23 protein-coding genes and 1 pseudogene are annotated in these 20,188 nt (G+C 46.1%); 1 reads left to right on the top strand and 23 read right to left on the bottom strand.

The window, feature by feature from the left end:
• Window positions 1-12: 12 nt before the first annotated feature.
• Both CIK93_RS07810 and CIK93_RS07815 read right to left on the bottom strand, forming a co-directional pair.
• Complete coding sequence (locus CIK93_RS07810) at window positions 13-237, bottom strand: hypothetical protein (RefSeq protein ID WP_094447048.1); 225 nt, start codon at window positions 235-237, stop codon at window positions 13-15.
• Window positions 238-260: 23 nt separating this feature from the next.
• A complete protein-coding gene (locus CIK93_RS07815) occupies window positions 261-1,022 on the bottom strand; it encodes a DUF4099 domain-containing protein (RefSeq protein ID WP_094399412.1) in 762 nt (253 codons plus the stop codon).
• A gap of 220 nt (window positions 1,023-1,242) precedes the next feature.
• Here CIK93_RS07815 and CIK93_RS07820 point away from each other — a divergent pair, with 220 nt between their 5' ends.
• Window positions 1,243-1,908, top strand: a complete 666-nt coding sequence (locus CIK93_RS07820) for a M23 family metallopeptidase (RefSeq protein ID WP_094399414.1) — start codon at window positions 1,243-1,245, stop codon at window positions 1,906-1,908.
• Here CIK93_RS07820 and CIK93_RS07825 read toward each other — a convergent pair.
• The 21 genes and pseudogenes from CIK93_RS07825 to CIK93_RS07925 form a co-directional block, all read right to left on the bottom strand.
• Window positions 1,905-3,110, bottom strand: coding sequence for a WG repeat-containing protein (locus tag CIK93_RS07825; RefSeq protein ID WP_240513520.1), 1,206 nt, complete (start codon window positions 3,108-3,110; stop codon window positions 1,905-1,907). The genes CIK93_RS07820 and CIK93_RS07825 overlap by 4 nt on opposite strands.
• Window positions 3,107-3,832, bottom strand: coding sequence for a hypothetical protein (locus CIK93_RS07830; RefSeq protein ID WP_094399416.1), 726 nt, complete (start codon window positions 3,830-3,832; stop codon window positions 3,107-3,109). The genes CIK93_RS07825 and CIK93_RS07830 overlap by 4 nt, the downstream gene beginning before the upstream one ends.
• Before the next feature lie 39 nt (window positions 3,833-3,871).
• Window positions 3,872-5,044, bottom strand: a complete 1,173-nt coding sequence (locus CIK93_RS07835; protein WP_158215492.1) for a DUF4153 domain-containing protein — start codon at window positions 5,042-5,044, stop codon at window positions 3,872-3,874.
• 140 nt (window positions 5,045-5,184) lie between these two features.
• On the bottom strand, window positions 5,185-5,577 hold the full coding sequence (locus CIK93_RS07840) for a hypothetical protein (RefSeq protein ID WP_141210126.1): 393 nt from the start codon (window positions 5,575-5,577) through the stop codon (window positions 5,185-5,187).
• A 16-nt stretch (window positions 5,578-5,593) separates the two neighbouring features.
• Window positions 5,594-6,067 carry a hypothetical protein gene (locus CIK93_RS07845; RefSeq protein ID WP_094399422.1) on the bottom strand — a complete coding sequence of 158 codons (474 nt, stop codon included), beginning with the start codon at window positions 6,065-6,067 and terminating at the stop codon, window positions 5,594-5,596.
• A gap of 101 nt (window positions 6,068-6,168) precedes the next feature.
• Entirely contained in the window at window positions 6,169-7,146 is a 978-nt protein-coding gene (locus CIK93_RS07850) for a 26S protease regulatory subunit (RefSeq protein WP_094399424.1), read from the bottom strand.
• Between the two features lie 167 nt (window positions 7,147-7,313).
• Window positions 7,314-7,790, bottom strand: a complete 477-nt coding sequence (locus tag CIK93_RS07855; protein ID WP_094399627.1) for a hypothetical protein — start codon at window positions 7,788-7,790, stop codon at window positions 7,314-7,316.
• 2 nt (window positions 7,791-7,792) lie between these two features.
• Complete coding sequence (locus CIK93_RS07860) at window positions 7,793-8,707, bottom strand: hypothetical protein (protein ID WP_094447049.1); 915 nt, start codon at window positions 8,705-8,707, stop codon at window positions 7,793-7,795.
• A gap of 11 nt (window positions 8,708-8,718) precedes the next feature.
• Window positions 8,719-9,267, bottom strand: a complete 549-nt coding sequence (locus CIK93_RS07865) for a hypothetical protein (protein WP_094399428.1) — start codon at window positions 9,265-9,267, stop codon at window positions 8,719-8,721.
• A gap of 34 nt (window positions 9,268-9,301) precedes the next feature.
• A complete protein-coding gene (locus CIK93_RS07870) occupies window positions 9,302-9,931 on the bottom strand; it encodes a matrixin family metalloprotease (RefSeq protein ID WP_158215493.1) in 630 nt (209 codons plus the stop codon).
• Window positions 9,928-11,064 carry a YqiA/YcfP family alpha/beta fold hydrolase gene (locus CIK93_RS07875; protein WP_094399432.1) on the bottom strand — a complete coding sequence of 379 codons (1,137 nt, stop codon included), beginning with the start codon at window positions 11,062-11,064 and terminating at the stop codon, window positions 9,928-9,930. Before CIK93_RS07875 ends, CIK93_RS07870 begins: the two co-directional genes overlap by 4 nt.
• Before the next feature lie 57 nt (window positions 11,065-11,121).
• Window positions 11,122-11,568 (bottom strand): DUF1810 domain-containing protein, encoded by a 447-nt coding sequence (locus CIK93_RS07880; protein ID WP_094399629.1) that lies wholly within the window; start codon window positions 11,566-11,568, stop codon window positions 11,122-11,124.
• Window positions 11,560-11,931 (bottom strand): annotated as a pseudogene (locus CIK93_RS07885) (hypothetical protein); the annotation flags it as partial. The pseudogene CIK93_RS07885 and the gene CIK93_RS07880, both read right to left, overlap by 9 nt.
• Before the next feature lie 16 nt (window positions 11,932-11,947).
• Window positions 11,948-12,661, bottom strand: coding sequence for an NUDIX domain-containing protein (locus CIK93_RS07890; RefSeq protein ID WP_170935014.1), 714 nt, complete (start codon window positions 12,659-12,661; stop codon window positions 11,948-11,950).
• Window positions 12,662-12,805: 144 nt separating this feature from the next.
• Entirely contained in the window at window positions 12,806-13,198 is a 393-nt protein-coding gene (locus CIK93_RS07895) for a hypothetical protein (RefSeq protein ID WP_094399434.1), read from the bottom strand.
• Window positions 13,199-13,217: 19 nt separating this feature from the next.
• Window positions 13,218-14,324, bottom strand: a complete 1,107-nt coding sequence (locus tag CIK93_RS07900; protein WP_158215494.1) for a hypothetical protein — start codon at window positions 14,322-14,324, stop codon at window positions 13,218-13,220.
• Between the two features lie 395 nt (window positions 14,325-14,719).
• On the bottom strand, window positions 14,720-15,976 hold the full coding sequence (locus CIK93_RS07905; RefSeq protein WP_094399438.1) for a hypothetical protein: 1,257 nt from the start codon (window positions 15,974-15,976) through the stop codon (window positions 14,720-14,722).
• 9 nt (window positions 15,977-15,985) lie between these two features.
• Complete coding sequence (locus CIK93_RS07910; protein WP_094399440.1) at window positions 15,986-17,167, bottom strand: hypothetical protein; 1,182 nt, start codon at window positions 17,165-17,167, stop codon at window positions 15,986-15,988.
• Window positions 17,168-17,182: 15 nt separating this feature from the next.
• Window positions 17,183-17,869: a PP2C family serine/threonine-protein phosphatase gene (locus CIK93_RS07915; RefSeq protein ID WP_094399442.1), complete on the bottom strand. Its 687-nt coding sequence runs from the start codon at window positions 17,867-17,869 to the stop codon at window positions 17,183-17,185.
• Between the two features lie 42 nt (window positions 17,870-17,911).
• A complete protein-coding gene (locus tag CIK93_RS07920; RefSeq protein ID WP_094399444.1) occupies window positions 17,912-18,289 on the bottom strand; it encodes a hypothetical protein in 378 nt (125 codons plus the stop codon).
• Between the two features lie 20 nt (window positions 18,290-18,309).
• Complete coding sequence (locus CIK93_RS07925; RefSeq protein ID WP_094399446.1) at window positions 18,310-20,184, bottom strand: bifunctional (p)ppGpp synthetase/guanosine-3',5'-bis(diphosphate) 3'-pyrophosphohydrolase; 1,875 nt, start codon at window positions 20,182-20,184, stop codon at window positions 18,310-18,312.
• Between the last annotated feature and the right edge of the window lie 4 nt (window positions 20,185-20,188).

Raw genomic sequence — 20,188 nt, forward strand, 5'->3', positions numbered from 1 at the left:
ACTCTTCATTTATCAAACTTCTCCGTTCTCTATCGCCTTTTCCAGTTCCTCATCCTTGTGATGTACAAACTGCTCCGCACTCTCTTCACAAATGCAGAGTCCGTTCTTCAGACAATAGCTTTCGTATTCTTCCTGCCATTCAGCAGAATGATGGTTGACATACTCCAACCAACCGTACTCGCCGCTTTGCATCTTCTCTACGAGCACATCCTCTGGATAATATTTGTTTGCTGCCATATACTTATTATATTATGTGTAGATTATTTGTGCATGGAAAAAGAGGCGCGGTTGCGTTCTCCATTCTTCTTCTGTTCATTCCATAATTCTTCTGTATATTCCTCTTCAGGCACATAGTCAAGATTTCCGTCATTGTCCATGACCCAACAGCCGTAACACCCAAAGGTGTACTTGTCCCACTCTCGCTTGGTGTTCTCCTTCCACTTCTGACTGTCGCCTTGATTAATCCTTATTCCGGTCTTGTCGTTCAGGTCAATACCCACCGTCACCTGTTCATCCTCCATGATGAGCGTGAGCGGCTCACCCTTCTGCATAACTGTCAGTTCTGCCGAACTCAGGTTCAGCTCATCCTTCAGCACTTCCAAGTTGCGCCCGATGACAGGCGTAGGCACGGACATCACCTGATTGGTCTCCGTGTCAATCTGCACAAAAGCCTTGCTGCTTCTGCCTTCCGCATCCTTCACGTCGGCAAGGATAGCCTTTCCAGCCTGCAAGTCCTCCTGCTGTTCCTGAGTAAAAGCCTCCAACGGTGACTTCTCCAACTGCGGATAGAACACCACATCCACCTTGCCGTCCTCCATACGGACTAACGCAAATCGGGTGCGGCTCTTCAACGTCTCGCCCTCATCATTAGTCACCTGAATGGGCAGCAACGGCGAACGTCGTCCCTGACCAATATCTTCCAATGCCCACAAGGGCAGGTCTTCAATCTTTTCCTGTGTGAGACCAAAACGAGCCAGTGTCTGATAAGGCACCTCGCTCTCTTCAAATCGTACTTGCTTCATACTTTATCTTTGAATTTAAAATTAAACTCATGCAAAGTTATATACCTATTCAGAGACAAGCAGAATTACATAAGATAATGCGTGCTATTTTTGACGATTATTATTATTTGAGTTTGATTTCTGCTCAAAAATCAAACTCGATTGCTATATTATGTTACAATCTTCTTGTCTTCCCTTTGTTCATTATGCCAGTCCAATAATTGCTTGTTAACTTTGCACCATGAAACGATTTCTACTCATCACAATAGCAGCAATATTCTGTTCATCAGCGACAGTATTCGCCCAGTTCAACACCGTCACGCAGACCAACGCACACCGCAAGGCTATGCCAAAAACGACGCAGTCCACAACACCCGAGCAACAGCCCCCGTGCTCGACGCATCAGCGGAGAGACTCTCTTACCTTTACCCAAATACAAACCCAAACGGAGCAGACCGACCGCCTCCTGGCACTTGTCAGTCCACTCCGTCACATATCTGTCACCAGCCCTTTCGGCTATCGCAGAGACCCATTCATTAAAAGAAAAACCACACACAACGGACTTGATTTGAAGGCAAACTACGAACCTGCATACGCCATGATGCACGGCGAAGTCATCAAGGTAGGCAAGGACAAACGTTCAGGCCTCTATGTCACCCTCCGTCACGGCGACTTCACCGTCAGCTATTGCCACCTCTCTCAGGCCCTCGTTACCCAAGGCTCCCATGTCCGTCCCGGCACCATCATCGCCCTGACAGGAAACAGTGGACGTAGCACTGGCCCACATCTTCATTTGACACTAAAAAAGGATGGCAAAAACATCAATCCTGCCATCCTGCTTAATCTCATTAAGCAAACATCTATGAGCAATATGTTTGCCGAGAACACTGCCAATCCTGAAACCTAATCAATCCTTTGACCTTTACCATTCAGTATCACACCATCTTCGCCATTGTCCTTACAAAGGTATATGTCATAACCTATTGCCTGGATGCTACAGTATGAAGGAGGTGTGATGACCTTGCCGTCTGCGCTCATCAGTCCATACCATCCGCTCTCTGCCTCATAGCGTCGGCATCTTGCCATCTTTTCAACCGGCAACGGCTCTATGTTCTCCGTCTCACTGGTGAGTGTGCCTTCCTCATTGTAATTCTTAGAGGTGGAGTAGCGTAACTCATCAGATTCGTAGGTCATATAACTTACGTCATTGATATAGAAGTCATTTATTATCTTACCGCTATGGTCATAACGTTGAATGATGTGGTTGCTGAGAGTAACACTGATATATTCGCTGCTTACCCAAATTTGACCTTTCGTGAACGGAATGACCGTATTCAGCGTGCTGTCCAATACGCTCTTGCCTTCTCCGTTATCAATAATCCAGAAGCTTTTGGAAGATTCGATGGAGAAATAATCAGGCTTCAACACCCACTTGCCCTGCTTGTCCAGCAGTCCGAAACGGTCACGGCGTTCATTGTGTACAATACAGCGGTTGTTGTGGAACACATAACCCTCTGCTCCCGGTATATAAGGAATCTGTGGGTCTATCACCACCTTACCCGATGCATCAATAAACTTGATCCACCCTCCGTCATCCACCGAAGCCAGTCCGTCGGAAAATATCCAGGCATGATCGTACTTCGGCTCAATGACAGATTTGCCGGTGAACATATTGAAATATCCGCGCTTCTTGCCGTCACTATAGCAAATAAGTGAGTCCATGCCCAGTGGCTTTGCTATCCACCTGATTCCCGTAATGGTCTTCTTGCCGTCAGCAGTCTTCAGGAAACCGTCTTCATCGTAGTAGGTGTAATAGGTGACATTGCGGGAGATGTACTGCGTGTCGTAATACGAGTCATCAAAATGCTTGTTTACCTCCAACCGATAGCATGCAGTACGACAGAAATCCCAACCTGCGGCTATGGCAAGCAACAGCATCAGAAAGGCAAAACAGCTACCTACCGTGCGACGGAGAATCTTGCCATACTTGGAGTCATCCCTCATGCCCAATATTACCGTAAACCAGTTGGCGATGCCGGCAAGGAGAGCGGTTAACCCATGCCAGAACAGGACGAAAGCTCTTTTCATTGATGTTATCTTTGTTCTCATTTTCCTTCCTCCTCATCAAAAGCTTCGTCTGCCATACTGGTATATAGATTGTGCCGCTCCTCTGCCGACATGGGTGCAGCGCATCCGTCAGCCTCCTGCATCTTCATGCACGAGAGACGTGAGTAGAAATTCATGCGCGTACTGGTGTCCTTGTCCATCGAGGCACGTGTGCCCTCGTGGCTATAGGCAAAGTTGCGTGAGTTGCGTATGGAGAGGTTCATCGCCACCTCCACGGAATCCTGGTTTGCACCCATATAGGTGAATGTCCATCCCTCACCACGCAGACGCTCCACAAGTTCCTTGATGGTCTTGCCGTTGTACTCGTGCGAGGCATTCTCCATGCCGTCGGTGATGATGGTCACAACCACCACGCTGTCCTCAATCTCCTTGACATGCTTGCGCATAGCGGTGAGCGTAATGCCCATGGCATCATACAACGGTGTGGTGCAGCAGGGCTGGAAATCCTCCATCTTCAGCGGATGGGCATCCGCCACAGGCGTTTTGTCAAACACGTGCTTCGTCTCACAGCTACAGAATGTGACCAATGTCACAAAATGGTCTTGTGTCTCTTCAAACTTCTCCTGAGCCTTCTTGATACCTGCCAAGGTCTCGTTGAAACCTTCCACGGCAGCCTGACGAATACATTCCATCGAACCGCTACGGTCGAGGATAATCACATTGAAGACTTTAGTCTTTGTGATATTCATTTCTTTCTGTTCCATAATTATTATTGAATTGGTTTTGATTCGTTCTTTTGTTTGTTACTCACTTCTGTATTCTTCGATGTCTTTGAACTCATTGACTGCGGCAGAGCCATATTCTTGTACGAGATAGTCATACTTGTCTACCGGAATTCCTCTGCTAAATATGTTTTTCTTATGATTCAGAAACGCTCTGATGTCTGTCTTCAACTGCCAAAGCACATAGTTTGAACAGCTGAGTGGAGTCGCAGTGAATATGAAGTATGTTACGATGAATGAGATTGGAATCCAACGCAGGTTGTTACCTTTACGCACTATAAGGTAAATACACACCGCATAAGACCATAGGTTAAGGAGCACGATATAGCAACGTTGAATCGTTACTCCATAGTCAATGATTCGTCGCCCGATGGCTATCGTAATCAACAGCTGCAAAGGCAGAAGCAACAACGGAATATGCGAATGAATGCTTTTCCATGTCTTGCCAGTCTCATTGACCTTTGTATTGGCAACAATGATATAGCATAGTAATCCAAATCCCGTAAGAGTACAGCATATCAGCGAGATATATCCACGAGGCAGCTCGAAGGAGAATAGGATAATCAGCATATAAAGATACATTACGAGAATCGCATAGGCGAATAATCCTAACAGACACTTGTGATAGTCCTGAAATTCAGATACTTTTTCTTTGATTGATGTAAGCTTCTTGCCTGTAGGTTCCCGACGCAGGAAATCAAACATGCAGAACACGAAGGGAAGTATAAGTCCAATAACCTTTAATAGGAGAGTTGGGCATTTTAAATCTGTCATAAGACTGAGCGGTACGTACAACAGACAGAATGCTATCACCAAACACATAGACACTCCTGCAGCACTACATACAGCTATAAGGAGATCAAGGAACAACTTCTTGGTATTGTTCCACAGAATCTGGTCTTTGCATTTGCCTATCACAGGAAACAGGGCTACGGAGGCTATTGAGGTCAGTACCAGAGCATACGGGGTTGATACATGGAGAATGTGAATACTGTCCTGCCAGTATATATACGCCCACTCTGATACGAGAAATACCTGCGTTGCTATATTCCACATCTTTGCTTTCCGTTTATCCTCAACTATAGAGGCAAGTTTCGTCATGCCTGTTGAAGCAAACATTGCAGATGCAAGGAACACCATGGTAATCTCGAACGTAGATATTGAGATGTTCCAGTGGTATTCGGTTTTCAGCATACTGGCAAACCAGCACAAAGCGAACAGCAATACATATACCACGGAAAGAGGGAAACGCTTGCATGGTTTTGCAAGGATCAAGACCTTCCAAAACTTTGTAGATGAGAATATTCGTGTCATAATTTCATATCTGATAAGATTTACATTAATTCAGCTTTTGCCTTGTAATATGTAGAACGCACCATGCCGAGGATGCCCAGTACATGCTCCACGTTGCTCTTCAGGCTCTCCATGTCGGTATAGAAGAACTCGCAGCTGGCTGACACGCTTTTCAATGTCTGGTCAATATACACCTTGGCAAGCTTTACTTCACGACTCACCTTGTTGCAGACAGCCAGTGTGAGGGTTTCCTCTCCTTCGTTCACTTCGGAGAACTGGGGCAGAATAGCCGAAATATACTGCTCTTCCTCCTGACCCGTCAAAAAGAAGATGCTTTTCATCTGGAAGCGGACGCAAATGTCACCGTCATCATCCACATGAGGCTTGTAACCGAGGCCCTCGATAGCCTCTAATATCATTTCTTTCTTTGTCATAGTCTTTCCCTCCTGTTTATTCGATATCTTCATCATCTGCAATTTCCTCTGTAACAATCTCCTCAGCACTTTCAATAGTGTCATCAGCGGAGGAATCGTTTGCCATCGTTTCCTCAATCTCTGCCATCGCCTTGCGAGCAAAGACAAGTCCTGCCTCCAAGTGAAGTATCATGCGTGAGATTACCGTCATCAGGTCTTCCTCGCCAAACAGTTCACGCTCATAGAACAACCAGACGCTGTTCCCAAGCATATAGGTCTTGACATACTTCAACGTGGAGTTGATCTTCTCCAACAAGGCGCAAATCTGCAACATCCTGTCTTCCTCCACCTCAATAATGCCAGGAAGTGCAATGTTGAGAAACTCTTCATCGTTCTCATTGTACATGTACAGCAGGTTCAATCCCTCGTAGTTGAAACAGTAACCCATGTCTTCCTCTTCTTCTAACTTGAAACCCAAGTCTCTGAATGTTTCCAAAATCTTCTCTTTCATAAATTCTCAATTTATAGACTGTAGGCTTCGCCTCGGCATAAAGCAAGCTTTCTGCTCTCGGCTTGCACTACAGTTCATATCTTTCTTATTTTGATTATTATTCATCTAAAACCTATAGTGGCGTGGCGACAGCCCTCATCCTTTGGAGAGAACTCACTCCTCACTCGCTCGTATTCCCGCAGGTCTCTGCCACTGACAGAAGGACGCTTCTTGGAAATGACTTCTTCGAGCAGAGTCTGGCTGATAAGCTGGTACTCGTCTGTGCAGCCCTTGATAGTGGCATTGAACATCTTTCTTGCCGCCGACCTCACTATGTAACTGATGTCGCTGCAGTTATAGCCCTCTGTCAGCTCTGCCAGTCGGTTGATGTCAATCCCCCCATCCGAGGGAAGTTTAGAGAGTGCCAACGAGAACAGACTCTTGCGGGCTTCCTTGTCGGGCATGTCTATATATACCATCTCGTCGATACGTCCTGTCCGTAGCACAGCCTTGTCGATGCGTTCGGGATGGTTGGTGGCAGCAAGGACATAGACACCACGTTCGGAGGCATTGTTAAGCATACAGAGAAACTCGTTGACCTCACTGTCATAGTGTTGGTTTGCCTCGTCCCCGGAACGTTTCGGCACCATGGCATCAAACTCATCGAAGAACAGCAGTGTGGGAGCTTTTTTCTCTGCGTCTTTGAATACTTCGCCTATCTTCTGCTGTGTTCCGTGTACCCAAGTACAGGCGAGGTCGTCAGGCACGATCTTCATGAAGTTGATGCCTATCTCCTCGGCCATCTTCTCGGCGAAGAACGTCTTGCCGCAACCAGCAGGACCATAAAAGAGCATGGAGGGTGGCTTGATGCCATACACCTCGGCGCACTTGCGGTTCTTCAGAACGTTGATGAAACCTTCTGTCACGAACTCCTTCAGCTCATTCATGCCCGCAATGTCTCCAAACCCATGCCCTTTGACTTTCTTCTCTGCCACAGGCTTGTGCTCAGCCTCTTTTGCGGGGGCTGTCTTCTGTTCTGTTACCGGCTGTCCTCCGCATATGCGGCGTAACCAGTCTTTCTCGGCTTCTGATGTCTGCATTTTTCAATCCTCCACTGTTTTGTTTTACTTCTATGATAAGAGAGTGGCATTTGTAACCATTGTCTATCATCTAACACTACTTTCTACCGAAAAAAATATCCCTTTGGTCTATTGTGCCTGTTTGCCACATTAGCCAAAGGGATATTATCATTGCATTCATGCAATCTTCAATCTTCAGGCTTTGGTGGCTGTAGTTTCCACTGCTCTACCAATCGTTTACAACCTTTTTCAATGTGTTTAGCCACACGACGATATACAGCTGCAGTCTGATAATGAGGGTCTTCCACATTACCATCTTCATCCAATGCCATCTTATTGAACAGAACTATTCGGTTCCAATGGCTATAGTCCAATACTCGTGTTATGGCATCATGGTGACGCTCGTCAAACACAATGATTGCATCAGCAGTCATTAGTTTTTCACGTGTCATAACCGTGGTAGTACCGCATAAATCATAGCCCAATTCCTTCGCCACATCCACCATCGCAGCATCACGAGGATTCTCGCCCCAGTCCAATGTGCCCAATGAAAATACTTCGATGCCATTCATTCCGGCATCTGCCAAGAGTTTCTTCGTCACACTTTCTGCGAATGGTGACCTACAGGCATTGCCTGTACATACAAAGCAAATCTTATAGTTCATGTTCATTCGAAATTACGGTTTACATCAAACAAATGCTTTTTACGTCTGAGAAACTCTGCCTCATAGTCAGCTGGCAGCCCCAGCATGGCAAGCTCGTTGGGAGTGATAGCCTTGATAATGCTGTTGAGCCTTGCGGCAATGTCATTGCAGCGGAACTCCTTTTTCTCCACATAGCGATGCCCTCTCATCTCCGGCACCTCTTCGAACGGCACGGAAGGGTGCATCACATAGTAAAGTGCGATTGCAATGTCTGTGCGGTGTCTGCCCATGGCACAGGCAATATAGAAGCTACCCTTGTCCATCAGTTCGAACAGCAGCGGAAGTGAGCTGATAATCTGGTGAACGTCCGTATTCCTGCTGTCGATGGGCAGACTGTGGTATTCAAGTCCTGCATCTGCTACATTGCGGTCGTAGCGATCGGTGTGGTCTGCTGTGCGGAGGTCGATGATGACCTTTACACCGGCATCACGCACCTTTGCCAACAGCCAGTTGCTGCCACGTCCCGACATTGTTCTGCCTCTCACTCCTTTGTCATACACAGGGGCAAGGTCAACAATAGGGTACCGCTTCAATGCCTCATACAAAGCATTGGGCTTATTGACCAATGAAAGTTTGTTCACATCATATTGGTTCTCTTGGACAACCTTGTTTTGGGCATTCTTTCCCACATGCCATCCATCGCACCATGCGCACTTATAGACAGAGAAATGTACACCATGCTTTTCGCTCATTGCCTTGGCTGCCTTCATTGCAACAGCTTTCGTGGGGTAAGACATCTTAGGCTTACCGCTTCCGCGTGCTATATGGCTGTATCTGCTAAAAATGCCGAAGGCGTTGTGCGTCACGAAGATGTTTCTCCAAGCACCTTTGCGAGTCAACTGGTCATATATGGATAAAAACAGATTCTTGATCCTCATCTCATTAATCCTCATATATAGTAAAAATTCTTGTAATTGAATGTGGTCAAGGGTGAGTGGACATCATCCATTGCCAACATCCGTTTAGGTATCTCGCTCAGGGGGATTCTTTCATCAAGTAATGTCCTCAGCCTACGGGCCAATTTCACATTCTCACGGTCAAGTTCCTCCTGTGTTGTCTCTACCTGACATAATAGAGCCTCACTTAGTTCAGAAACTATCATCCCCGAAAACAAACCATGCAAGCCTTCTGCACGGGCAAACTGGTCGGCATTGCACCATACAGCTACTATGTTGCATCCATGCCTCCGAAGATGATATGCGTGGGGATGCCCCACAATTATCTTATCAAATCCCTCCTTGCTGTCATCTTTGCGGAAAAATAGACCTTTGTCTGAGCCATGTCCCAGAAACATGATACGCTCCTGCGTAGAGACATAATGCAACAGATGCCCCATCTCTTTTGTTGAACGGCAGTCGGCAACCACTTGTGCTTCCAGCCCGTCATATAGGGATGAAAGCATCGCCGTGGTTTTGTCTTTTGGATGTATCACTAACATGTTTTTTTACTTATTATTTCTCCTGTAAAAGCCATTATAGCTTCCAGTGCTTGGATTCCATATATTTCTTACATTTGTCGCAGAATACGTTTGTTTTGCGGAAAGGATTACCACCTTTGGCATTCTGCATCATACATTTTATATCAGGACAATGCCGCAAGCCTTGGGCATGACCTAATTCGTGGAGCATTACGCTAAACAACTGCCCGTTGCCATGAGGACGATAGGACGAGAATACCGCCACACCTGTCCCTATACCGCTGGCAAGTCCCATAATTCCACTATGGGCACGACCTCTGAAATTATCAAGTCCGATATCCGCCTGCGTAAGTCCAACGACAATAGTTGAATCAGACTTATAATGACATAGCACCTTGTTCAGTACATCAGCCCTATATCGTTTGTGGTCATTCCTTTCAGTAGTAAGGGCAGAGTCGGGCAAGTGGATATTACCGACCATCCTGCATTTGGGATAATGAACTCTTAGAGAATCCATCATGGCACGCTGTAAATTTTCATTGACTGCGCCCAACGTATATACACAGACAACAGGCACAGCAGATTTCTGTTCTGTTGTCGTAGATACAGGGGTGCTCTTCTTGCAGCTTCCCATTAGCAGGAATAGCGCGCACAGCAATATAGATTCAAATATTCTGTTGTTCATTTTGCGACACATCTATAAATAAGCGGTACAAGAACGTCTTCTATTACCCTGTCATCCATACGGTGCTCGCCACTGAAATGGATTACTTGATTATAGTATTGCAGGAACAAAGATTCTCCATTCACCTGCTGGTCGTTGTCGGCAAACATTCCCCATACCCGCTTGCGGTCGGCCTCGGTAATCCCATCAAACTGATGCTTTTCCATCTCCGCATGGTGGCAGATGATTTCTGAAGTAATCTCGAAATGGGCGGTGCCATCCTTTCTCGGCTTGAAGTATTCATGTGTGCCAACCGTGAGCATCTTGCTCTTCTTCGACATCTCGAAAGCGGGATTCACACAGATTCGGTTATAGCCACGCATCTGCTGCGCATACATGCCTCCCATGCTGGTGCCGACAACAACATCTGGCACTTCGTTCATACACAGTCCTCGCAAGAAGGGCAGAGCCTCTACAGGGTCAACGGGTATGTCAGGAGCAACGACATCAAAGTCTGGCAACAACTCTCGTAGAGTCTTTACCGTTCCGCTTGCCGCTGATGAGCCGAAGCCATGAAGATACATGAGTTTCTTCCTTCGGATAGACTTCTCCTCCAGTTCCTTTGTCTTATCCCGAAGATCATAACTATCGCGCAAATCCATCAGGATGCCGCAGAACTCTGAAGGCGTGAGTATTGTCTTGTATGAACTCGGCTCACCGCTTGTGTGAACGAGTGTGATTCCACGAGTCTGCATCAGTGCGGCACGGAATCGTTCGCTCTGTTCAAACATTGCTTGATAGGCTCGGCGAATGAGTTTCTGATACTCTTCACTTTGGCGGTCTATTGCCTGCCCCTTCCACCATACGATCTGGTCAGTCTGCCAAGAAGTGACGCTCATCTTCCGAGCATTGCCGCCCCTCATGCTGCATATTTGCCGCTGCTTGTCAAGTTCCTTCCTCTTCAGAGATTGCAGGAAGCCCTCCATACTGCCGCATACCATTCCGTCAAGACGGAAACCGTTACTGCACAAATTGCTGAGCACATTGGAGGGGTACAAACCATTAGAACGTATATCCAGCGTGTTTGTCTCTGGATTATACATATCCTTCAGTTCGTGCCCATTCCGTGTGGTTGCCATATAATTATCTTCCATTTTTCAGCCAATTTACTTCTTTATGTAATATGAGAGTAGGTAGTAACCTTACATCTGTCACATATAGTCCAATGTCTTCTTATCTGATGAGCCGCCATAAAATGCATCCAACACTTCTTGGAATATGTCATCTGGTGAGACAGCATCGAAGAGTGTCATACAGGAGCGAACCTTTACAGCATCTATATCGCCAAGAATATCTACCGCCGACACTCCACGGTGTTGTAGCAGTGCCATGGTAATCTCCCTCAGCCTTGTGCCCAGTATGGGATGTTCATAGTAAGCCTTCGCCTCGTCGTACCCGCTGATGCCGTAATACTTGGCATTAGCGCTATGCCCCAATACAGCCAACTGCGGAAAGATGAACCATATCCAGTGAGTACGTTTGCGTCCGTCTGTAATTTCCCGCAGAGCATTCTCGTAGTTGTATTTATGCGCAGTCAAAAATCGTTCAAGATAGTAATTACGTTTGCCCTCTGGTGAAATATTTTCCACAAACTCCATCGGAAGGATGATATTTTCCACATCAATGGAATCTGCAAAGAGTGGAGCAATCTCCTCATCGCGAAATCCTGCTATACCGCAACCTATCCGCGTAACCAGAAACATGCGTTCTGGGTGCTCCTTGGCAAAACGGATGAATGCATCTACGTAGGGTTTGATGGTATCAACACCACCTTGCATGGTAGGTATGGCGTATGTCTGACCATGAAGACCAACACCTTCGCCCCATACGACACCAAACCGTTCGTAAGCAAACCGTGCAGCTCCGCCTCCATGTGCGCCTGCCAGATTGCTGCCAAACACAAATATTTCATTCTCTTTCAATTCCGAAATCCTATCGGAGGTGTATGCTCTGTTGTACATAAATTCCTATTATAATTTAAAACTCCAATCTAAATCCCTTCTGCTTCAGCTCCTCATATTTCGCCCTGTTGAAGCGGAAGAGAAAGGCTTCTTTCTTCTGCGACGGATTTACAGTTTCGTCCGTCTGTTCCAGCATTTCCAGCCGCTTCATCTTGTTGTAGAAGTTACGGCGGTCGAATCGCACGTCCAGTATGGCCTCGTAAAGGTTCTGCAATTCCTTGATGGTAAACTCTTCGGGTAACAGTTCAAAGCCAATTGGTTCAAAGTGTATCTGCTGACGCAATGCCTGTTCAGCTTTTCGGAGTATCTGGTCGTGGTCGAAAGCCAACTTCGGAACTTCGTCCAAAGCAAACCATCGTGCATCAGCAGCATCATCGCCACCCTTCACTTCCTGCATCCTCACCAAAGCATAGTAGGCAATGGTGATTACACGCTCACGAGGGTCACGCAGTGGAGCAGTGAAGGTATGGAACTGACGGATGTATGCACCCTCCAATCCTGTCTCTTCCTGCAATTCACGCAACGCACCCTCCTCGGCACTCTCGTCCATCTTCATAAATCCACCGGGGAAGGCCCATCGCCCCTTGTAAGGTTCGACGCCTCGCTGCACTAAAAGGACCTTCAACTTTGTACGGTCAAATCCGAAGATGACACAGTCGGTCGTTACACTCGGATGAGGGTACTTATAGCAGTATTTCAACTCTTCGTCTGTCTTGTTTATCTTATCCATATACCTATTGCGTTAAATTTACGCCACAAAGGTAATGTGTTTATTTTGAACAACAAAACGTTTTGCGTAAAATTTACACAGAACAGACATTTTTCTATCGAAACTACCACTATTCACTGTTTTTTCATCATCTTTTCCCTTATTTCACATGCCAATATCGATTATTGCATCCGCATTTTCTTGCGACGGATCATAGTTATCCCATTCCTCATCGGTCATCAAATCTATTTCGCTTGGGATGTTTCTGACATCAAACCAAGAGATTTGGTTTTGACCGCAGAGAATATATATTTCTCCGTCATCATATTGCCTTGCACCATATACAGGTCCTCTCACAATACATTCAGTAACCAACATATTGTCCCTGACTGCTGAAATCCGTGCAGAGTCATCTGCTAATTGCAGCCAATAGTAAGCCGTGTTGTTTATCGTGGCTATACTGTCACCCCATTCAGAAGTTTTCTCTTCCTGCTGGTTTCTGTCACCACAACCTATAAGGCTGATGAAAGCAATGAAAAGCATTATCAGTTTCTTCATCTTGCTTCGAATTAACCTATTATTTCAATAATGTTTCTATTCTCTTTGCCAACTCATCCAACTCCTCATGTTGTGGTGTACTTTGTCTTGCGGTCTTCAGGTCAATATTGTATAATACCGTGCTGTCACGCTTCACGTCATAGGAGTAATGGAGTACATGAAAGGTGTCACCATAGCGCACAATAGAGTCGGTTGCAAACTCTCCCGAATGAAGAGTCACCGAGTCTTCCGAAATATACGGATGATCTGAGTAATCATAGTATGAGGTAATTCCGTTTCTCGTCATCTTGACGTGAGAAAGAGGAATCTCTGCCTTGAACTTATTGGTAACACGTATTTCCAACCTGTCTCTGTGACCATAAGCATTCCTGTCACAATACTTATCAAGTATTTGACAGATACTGTCCTGTAGATTCAGGTCGCTGACATTTGATGTCATCATTTTGTTTTGATATACATTATACAAAGTATAGCATCCGTTGTTTCTTAGCTCATAGATTCCCAATGGACGATTGCGTGAATTATGAATGATGTTGTCATATATAGGCTCGATAAGTATGCCGTATCTGTCCCGCAAGCCGACCTTGTCCGTATTAGTGTCCTTGATATAGAAAACACCTCTCAATGGCTCCAACGTATATAACCCTCGGCGGCCATATTCTATACAGGCGTATTGATTATAACCAATTGCCAAAGTTGGGAGAAAAATTCCCAGATAGATGGTAGCCAATATGCTTATTTGTACCAATCCTTGCTTGCCAAAAGTGCGCCAACAAACGTAAGCAACCATTGCTATACTGACAACGAGCATCCACACGCGCCACATCCCCGCATAGCGTTGGGCATAGAAGAATACTACCATGGCAGCTACCGTCATCCATAGTTTGCCAACCATAAGATTCTTATCAGATGTACCTATGCAAGAGGTTATGTGTCTATTTATCAGATATAAGCTAAGAGGCGGCAAGACGATGCAGGCAAAACGGCACACCCTCATATCCATGGCAAGTCCTGCATATAACGCACAGACGGCAATCAGCATCAGCTGGCAATATTTCATAGCTCCCTTGTCCTTCCACATGATTGCTCCCAAGGCATCCTTCCATGTCAAGGTGGATACAGTCAATGTCTTTCTGCAGAGCCCGACAATATACACAGCCAAAGGCCCCAAGAACAGCCATGCCAACAGTAAGCATTTAATAATGGTATGCGTCAAATGATCATTGTTTATGCACATGACGACAAACGGCAAATCTGCGAAATCACCGGTCGTAATCATTACTTGCCCCACAAAAGACAGCAAAGCGAATAAAGCCGAGAAAATAGTCAATGACATCCAGCTTCGTTTCTCTCTTCGGTAAAGGGAGAAGGAGAGAATGATTCTCATCACGACTGTGACAACCATAAGAAAATGAGCTGGCAATGACCACCAACTACAGTTTGCCAATGCAATGAATAACCATAAGGAACAGACGGCCAAATCAAGCCAAAATATCTTTTGTCTCATATTATTTATCAGATTTACTTTTTATTTAACCACTCAATCAGTTCGTTCACCTTATCTGACACCATTGCTGGCGATGCCGGCAGCTTATGCTTTCTCTGCACGACCATGCTGACAGCATACTTTGGCTTGTCGGCAGGGAAACAGCCTACAAACGTGAAGGTCTGCTCCGTTCCGTCATCAGCCACGTTATACACTCCTGCCAGTTCCACATCCTTCGGTGCACGCTTATGTTGTATGCCCCCTTTCTTGAACATCCCGATGGCAATTGCACGGATATTGCCACGTCTTTCCGCAGAGACGTTCACGGAATCCAAATGGAAGATATTGTTGAATACCATAGCCAGTTCCATCGCATTGGTGTTCTTCGTCTGGTCAGTGGCATACTTCCAATAATCCATACCGTCAGGTAGGGTCATCATGGCATGATACATCCCAATTCTCGACTTGTTGAGCAGAGCCTGTCGGTATGTCAACACCTCGTAACCACCTTTGCGCCAATTATGGTCTCTTATTTGCACGCTGTCGTTCAATACAAGAATACCATGTCCTGTATCGACGCTGTCCTCCAAAGATGTTTTTGATTGGGCGAGGCAATCCGCCGCCACAAATGGCATATATGTTTCCGAACTGCACAACCTTTTGAGAAGAGGTGCATACACGATGTCACCCTCTACATTTTCCAACGCTCCCCATGCCAATACATCAGATGTCCTTGCGTCAATGACCGCCACCTGTCCTTGGATTCCATCAATAGCCGCCATGCAATCACTCAGCACGTCATAGCTCCGCACCAAAATCAATGAGTCTATGGCAGGGAATTCCTCATGTTTACCCACGAGTCTTGGATTGTCGGCAAACGCTTCCATTTTCGTATTGTCATTCATATTGATGCCGATTTTTCCACATTGCAGCCCTTTCTCATAGTAGAAGTAGCAGAAGCACATACCGTTTTCTGGTTGGAAATAATGGGAATACTCGATATAGTCCATATCCACAGCAGTGACACTGTCGTTCTTCTCACGGTCATAGATACCATACTTCCCATTCATGGAGACGATGACGTAACGTGCCTGGATCAAACTGTCCATCCTAGCCTTGTCTTCTTCAGAATCATAATCCGATTTAAACTCTTCGGCAAGTGCCACGGAATCCACTTCGACGGAATCAACCCAGACCGAATCCACCACCTCCTGTGCACAGACATCCGCTCCAATCACCGAGAGGAGCAATGCCAAAACCATTGTCATTCTTTTACCCAATCTCATAATCATTATCTTTCTTTAATCTTCAGCTTCTTCACTTTCTTTATCCTCCTTATCGTCACGACCGGATAAGTAGGTGTGCTTCTCTATCATTGCTTCATTGCCAAACATATTCTGTCCGAAGCGGTTGATGTTCACCCTGCCACCAACTGCTGCTGCACAGTTCATGGCAAAAACATCATTAGGATTTTTCTCAATCCTCTTCAGACAGGTCAGATAGCATTTCTTGCGCATATCGTTGTAGATGCTGTTGGGTATGGAGGAATCACGGGATATTCCGCCATAGCAATATTGATACAGACATCGCCAGATAATCCAGATATTGTTAAGACAAGGATTGTATTTGCCACTGTTCATTAGCTTCTCTGCCACAGCCACAATCCACTCGTTTTCAAGTTCTGCTTCTGGACTGTCTGCCCAATTCAGGAACAACGAGCATTGTTCGTCAAAAGTGGAGCAGTCATTCAGACTGTGCAGCATCATTTCCACTCTCTTGTCCGCTTCAACCTTCCTGTAAAGTTCCAGTGTAGGCTTTGTCGCATCTGCCAGTTCCTTGGTCATCGCGTTCAAGGAATCAACAAACTTCTCCTCGTCCGTAAAATACTTATACGACTTGGCTTCAATCTTGTTGCCAAAAGTGACCAACAGATCCATCGAATGTTCTTCTTCTCCCCATTCTTCTGGAGTACGCTTCATCATAATGACTATGCTGTCCTTGTAGGTCTTGGCAGCCTGGCAGAGTTCCTTGTCCCTAATGCAATCCTCGCTAATAGCTTTGATGCCATCAACAACGTCTTTTTCTTCAGCGAGTTCAAAACCATCGCATCCTCGCAGCCACAGCTCATGATTGCTCCATACATTGAAAGCCAATAGGCAAGAGTTGTAGAACACCTCTGCATTGGAAAGAAACGGATGATTGCTTATGGCATATTCTGGCAATTGCAGGGCGAATGCCGTATCATTCACAATCTCGTATTCGAGAACATTGTCTGCCGCATCCTGTCCATAGAAGGCAGCAAAGAGGTCAAAGTCCGTGCTGTCTTCCTTCGCACTTGCGTATTTGTCATAAATCTTGATTATGTCTTTGAGACTGACGGCATCATCATTCTCAAAGCATCCACGATACAGGGTTCCCATTTCTTTCTTGCAGCCACTCATTGTCATCAACAATATCATGGCAATAATACCAAACCATTTCATACTATCTGTCCTATTTTATTCTTTTACCTCAATCAATACTGCCGTATAGTTGTCATCGCCCTGCTTTTCGCACATGAAATCATAGATATCAAGGATGTCGGCAAGCGGCTTTTCATCCATCATCCTTGCCAACAGAATGTCGGGTGCCATGCTTTTGTATAAGCCGTCGGAGCAAAGCAAGATCCTGTCACCTGCTTTTAGTTTGAACTGCGCGATATCAGGGACATCTGCCTCATGATGATAGGAGAAGAAGCAACGGTCAATAACCTCCCAGCCATAATCCAAACGCACATGGTCTTTCGTCTGGTAGAGCAGCCCCTCATCAAGACGCTGCAAATAGCATCTGCTGTCACCTACATGGACAATGGTCACGGTGTCGCCATCAATGCTTGCCATCACCATCGTCGTTCCCATTTGGCAATGGTTTAACGAGTTGGCTTTCTTGTCAAGTGCCCTCATGGCATGGGCACAGGCCTTCTTCACCATTTTCTCATTGTCAGGCTCGTCCGTATGTTTTTTCCAGTAATCCACGATAGCGTCTGAAACGGTCTCGCTTGCCACTTCTCCCATGGCGTGACCTCCCATGCCATCGCAGACCACTGCCAGCCAATGGTTGCTGTTTTCACTATTTACGATACGGAAAGCATCCTCATTGTTGCGACGCTTTCCCGTTTCACTTATTGTTGCGTAATGTATCTTCATGTTATTGCATTCTTATCCAATGTCAATTACACTCATCTATCCTTATTCATAGTTCTGTTCATACAGCTCCAGGATTCTATCTTTAATCGTTTTCACATTCTCTTCTTTCTTTATATCCTCAGGGAATGCTGACGTGGTAAATACCATGTCAAAGCAAATATCTCCAAGCGATTCTTCTTCTTTTGTTCTGATAGTAGTCGCAAGCATCATGGTATCTTCAACAACCATGACATAAAAGTTCACCCCTGTTATCGGGGCACGAAATTGTTCCATGTTAATCTCCAAGGGACCATGGACACCTTCCTCATTCCCCATTTCTGAAAGGTTTTCGGGTGTAAGAATCTCTGTTAATGTTTCTACCACCAAAGGTGTCACGGCTTCAAGCCACTTTCCCAAAGCCTCAGTTAATTCTTTTTCCATAATGTTGCTATTTTATATTGTTATTCAATGTCAATTCTCGAAACCTCATCCACGTTTCTGATTGCCGAAATGGACTCCATAGCCATCTCCAACTCTCTTACCGAATGGACTGCGAAATCAACAGAAGTCTCAACGATGCGGTCAACGGTCACAGTATTGAGCCGTGAAATAGAGAGGTTCTGCTTCTCGGTGATACATGCCACCACATCGCTCAACAGGTGATAGCGGTCAATGCCACGGATGCAGATACGGACGGGGAATAGGAACCCCTCCTGTTCCTCTAAGTTGACGGCAACGATGGAGTCGCCTTGTTCCGAAGCCATTCGGATGGCATTTGGGCAGTTGCGTTTGTGCAGCGTGACAACTCCGTCAGCACCCTTAAATCCTATCACCTCGTCGCCTGGCAACGGATGGCAACATGAGCAACGGACGTATGGCATCTTTTCCTTGTTAGCAAAATGACTGCGGAGAGTTCGCTTTGCCTTGTAGGTCAATACATGTTTCAGCCATCCTTCTTCGGGCAGGGCATTTTCGTCTGTCCCTATCTCTACGCAGTCACCTCGACGCAGCACGGTCTTCACCGAACAGAGTCTACCATTGATGCGGGCATACTCAGCATGTAGTCCCACCTCGCTGTGAATCTCAAAGGCAAAGTCCAGTGCAGTAGCATCCTTTGGCAGGATGACACCTTTGCCATGAGGCGTGAACACCATGATGTCATCATTGTAGAACGATGCCGTCACTCCGTCCATATAGTCCATCTCGTGGCTGTGATACGCCACATCCTTCAGCACGTCCTTGAACTTCTTAAGCCAAGCCTTCACATTATCCTCCGTTCTCTCAGCCGTACAACCAAGACGAGAGTTTCTGACCATACGCTCAGACGAGATATGAATCTCCTCCCAACCGCCTTGGTCGTTGAGCAGCTTCACATGGAAGCTCTGATAACCGTTCTCCTTGGGAGCATTGATATAGTTGGCCACACTGCCAGGACGCTCCTTGAAATAGTCAGACAGAACGGCATAGATATACAGGCTCTGTTTCTTCTCCTCTTGCAGATCCTTCGCGTCATAGATGATGCGGATATAGTGTTTGCCATCTACATGGTGGAAGTCACACCCCTTAGAACGCATCTTGCGCCAGATGCTATAGGGCATACGATAGCGCAGCTCTATCCTTGCCTTGATGCCATTGTCTTCCAGCAGTTCACTCACCTTTGAAATGAATCCTTCAAGATTCTTCTCGTCTGCCAATTTCAGCTCTTCCACCATCCCTTCTATCTGCTCATACTCACGAGGGCAGCGATAATGGAATGACAGGTTTTCCAACTCGGTCTTCACATGATACAGCCCAAGACGGTTGGCAAGCGGAGCATAGAAATAGTCTGTTTCACCTGCGATTTTCATCTGCTTGTCAGGACGCATACTTGCCAATGTGCGCATATTATGCAGACGATCGGCAAGCTTCACCAAGATAGCACGCACATCATACTGTACCGATGCCAGGATCTGGCGGTAGTTATCCACTTGCTTCGAATTGTCATACTTCTCCTTTTTCTGCTTGGTCACGACACCCACGAGGAAGGCCACGTCCTCCCCGAAACGGTCTTGGATGTCCTCGATGGTATATTTGGTATCTTCCACCACGTCATGCAGGAATGCCGCCATCACGGGATTGGCACCAAGTTCCAGTTCCTCAGCTACAATACGTGCCACGGCAATCGGATGAATGATATAAGGTTCACCCGTCTTGCGTTTCTGCTCCTTGTGTGCCTCGGCAGCCAGTTCGTATGCGTTACGGACAAGCTGCATCTGCTTGTCATCCACTCGTTGAGCCAACATCTTGAAGATGCTCTCAACACCAGCCTCCATCGTGTTACGGTCATTTCTCTGCATAATT

The sequence above is a fragment of the Prevotella sp. P3-92 genome (assembly GCF_002251205.1).
Taxonomy (GTDB): Bacteria; Bacteroidota; Bacteroidia; order Bacteroidales; family Bacteroidaceae; genus Prevotella.

Bases quoted from the DNA above. Each gene is read 5' to 3' on its own strand.
- CIK93_RS07855 (WP_094399627.1), bottom strand. From the start codon at position 7,790: ATGAACTATAAGATTTGCTTTGTATGTACAGGCAATGCCTGTAGGTCA.
- CIK93_RS07895 (WP_094399434.1), bottom strand. From the start codon at position 13,198: ATGAAGAAACTGATAATGCTTTTCATTGCTTTCATCAGCCTTATAGGT.
- CIK93_RS07810 (WP_094447048.1), bottom strand. From the start codon at position 237: ATGGCAGCAAACAAATATTATCCAGAGGATGTGCTCGTAGAGAAGATG.
- CIK93_RS07910 (WP_094399440.1), bottom strand. From the start codon at position 17,167: ATGAAATGGTTTGGTATTATTGCCATGATATTGTTGATGACAATGAGT.
- CIK93_RS07840 (WP_141210126.1), bottom strand. From the start codon at position 5,577: ATGACAAAGAAAGAAATGATATTAGAGGCTATCGAGGGCCTCGGTTAC.
- CIK93_RS07920 (WP_094399444.1), bottom strand. From the start codon at position 18,289: ATGGAAAAAGAATTAACTGAGGCTTTGGGAAAGTGGCTTGAAGCCGTG.
- CIK93_RS07880 (WP_094399629.1), bottom strand. From the start codon at position 11,568: ATGGAGTTTGTGGAAAATATTTCACCAGAGGGCAAACGTAATTACTAT.
- CIK93_RS07890 (WP_170935014.1), bottom strand. From the start codon at position 12,661: ATGGATAAGATAAACAAGACAGACGAAGAGTTGAAATACTGCTATAAG.
- CIK93_RS07875 (WP_094399432.1), bottom strand. From the start codon at position 11,064: ATGGAAGATAATTATATGGCAACCACACGGAATGGGCACGAACTGAAG.
- CIK93_RS07850 (WP_094399424.1), bottom strand. From the start codon at position 7,146: ATGCAGACATCAGAAGCCGAGAAAGACTGGTTACGCCGCATATGCGGA.
- CIK93_RS07905 (WP_094399438.1), bottom strand. From the start codon at position 15,976: ATGATTATGAGATTGGGTAAAAGAATGACAATGGTTTTGGCATTGCTC.
- CIK93_RS07870 (WP_158215493.1), bottom strand. From the start codon at position 9,931: ATGAACAACAGAATATTTGAATCTATATTGCTGTGCGCGCTATTCCTG.
- CIK93_RS07860 (WP_094447049.1), bottom strand. From the start codon at position 8,707: ATGAGGATCAAGAATCTGTTTTTATCCATATATGACCAGTTGACTCGC.
- CIK93_RS07865 (WP_094399428.1), bottom strand. From the start codon at position 9,267: ATGTTAGTGATACATCCAAAAGACAAAACCACGGCGATGCTTTCATCC.
- CIK93_RS07925 (WP_094399446.1), bottom strand. From the start codon at position 20,184: ATGCAGAGAAATGACCGTAACACGATGGAGGCTGGTGTTGAGAGCATC.
- CIK93_RS07825 (WP_240513520.1), bottom strand. From the start codon at position 3,110: ATGAGAACAAAGATAACATCAATGAAAAGAGCTTTCGTCCTGTTCTGG.
- CIK93_RS07845 (WP_094399422.1), bottom strand. From the start codon at position 6,067: ATGAAAGAGAAGATTTTGGAAACATTCAGAGACTTGGGTTTCAAGTTA.
- CIK93_RS07915 (WP_094399442.1), bottom strand. From the start codon at position 17,869: ATGAAGATACATTACGCAACAATAAGTGAAACGGGAAAGCGTCGCAAC.
- CIK93_RS07820 (WP_094399414.1), top strand. From the start codon at position 1,243: ATGAAACGATTTCTACTCATCACAATAGCAGCAATATTCTGTTCATCA.
- CIK93_RS07815 (WP_094399412.1), bottom strand. From the start codon at position 1,022: ATGAAGCAAGTACGATTTGAAGAGAGCGAGGTGCCTTATCAGACACTG.
- CIK93_RS07835 (WP_158215492.1), bottom strand. From the start codon at position 5,044: ATGCTGAAAACCGAATACCACTGGAACATCTCAATATCTACGTTCGAG.
- CIK93_RS07830 (WP_094399416.1), bottom strand. From the start codon at position 3,832: ATGGAACAGAAAGAAATGAATATCACAAAGACTAAAGTCTTCAATGTG.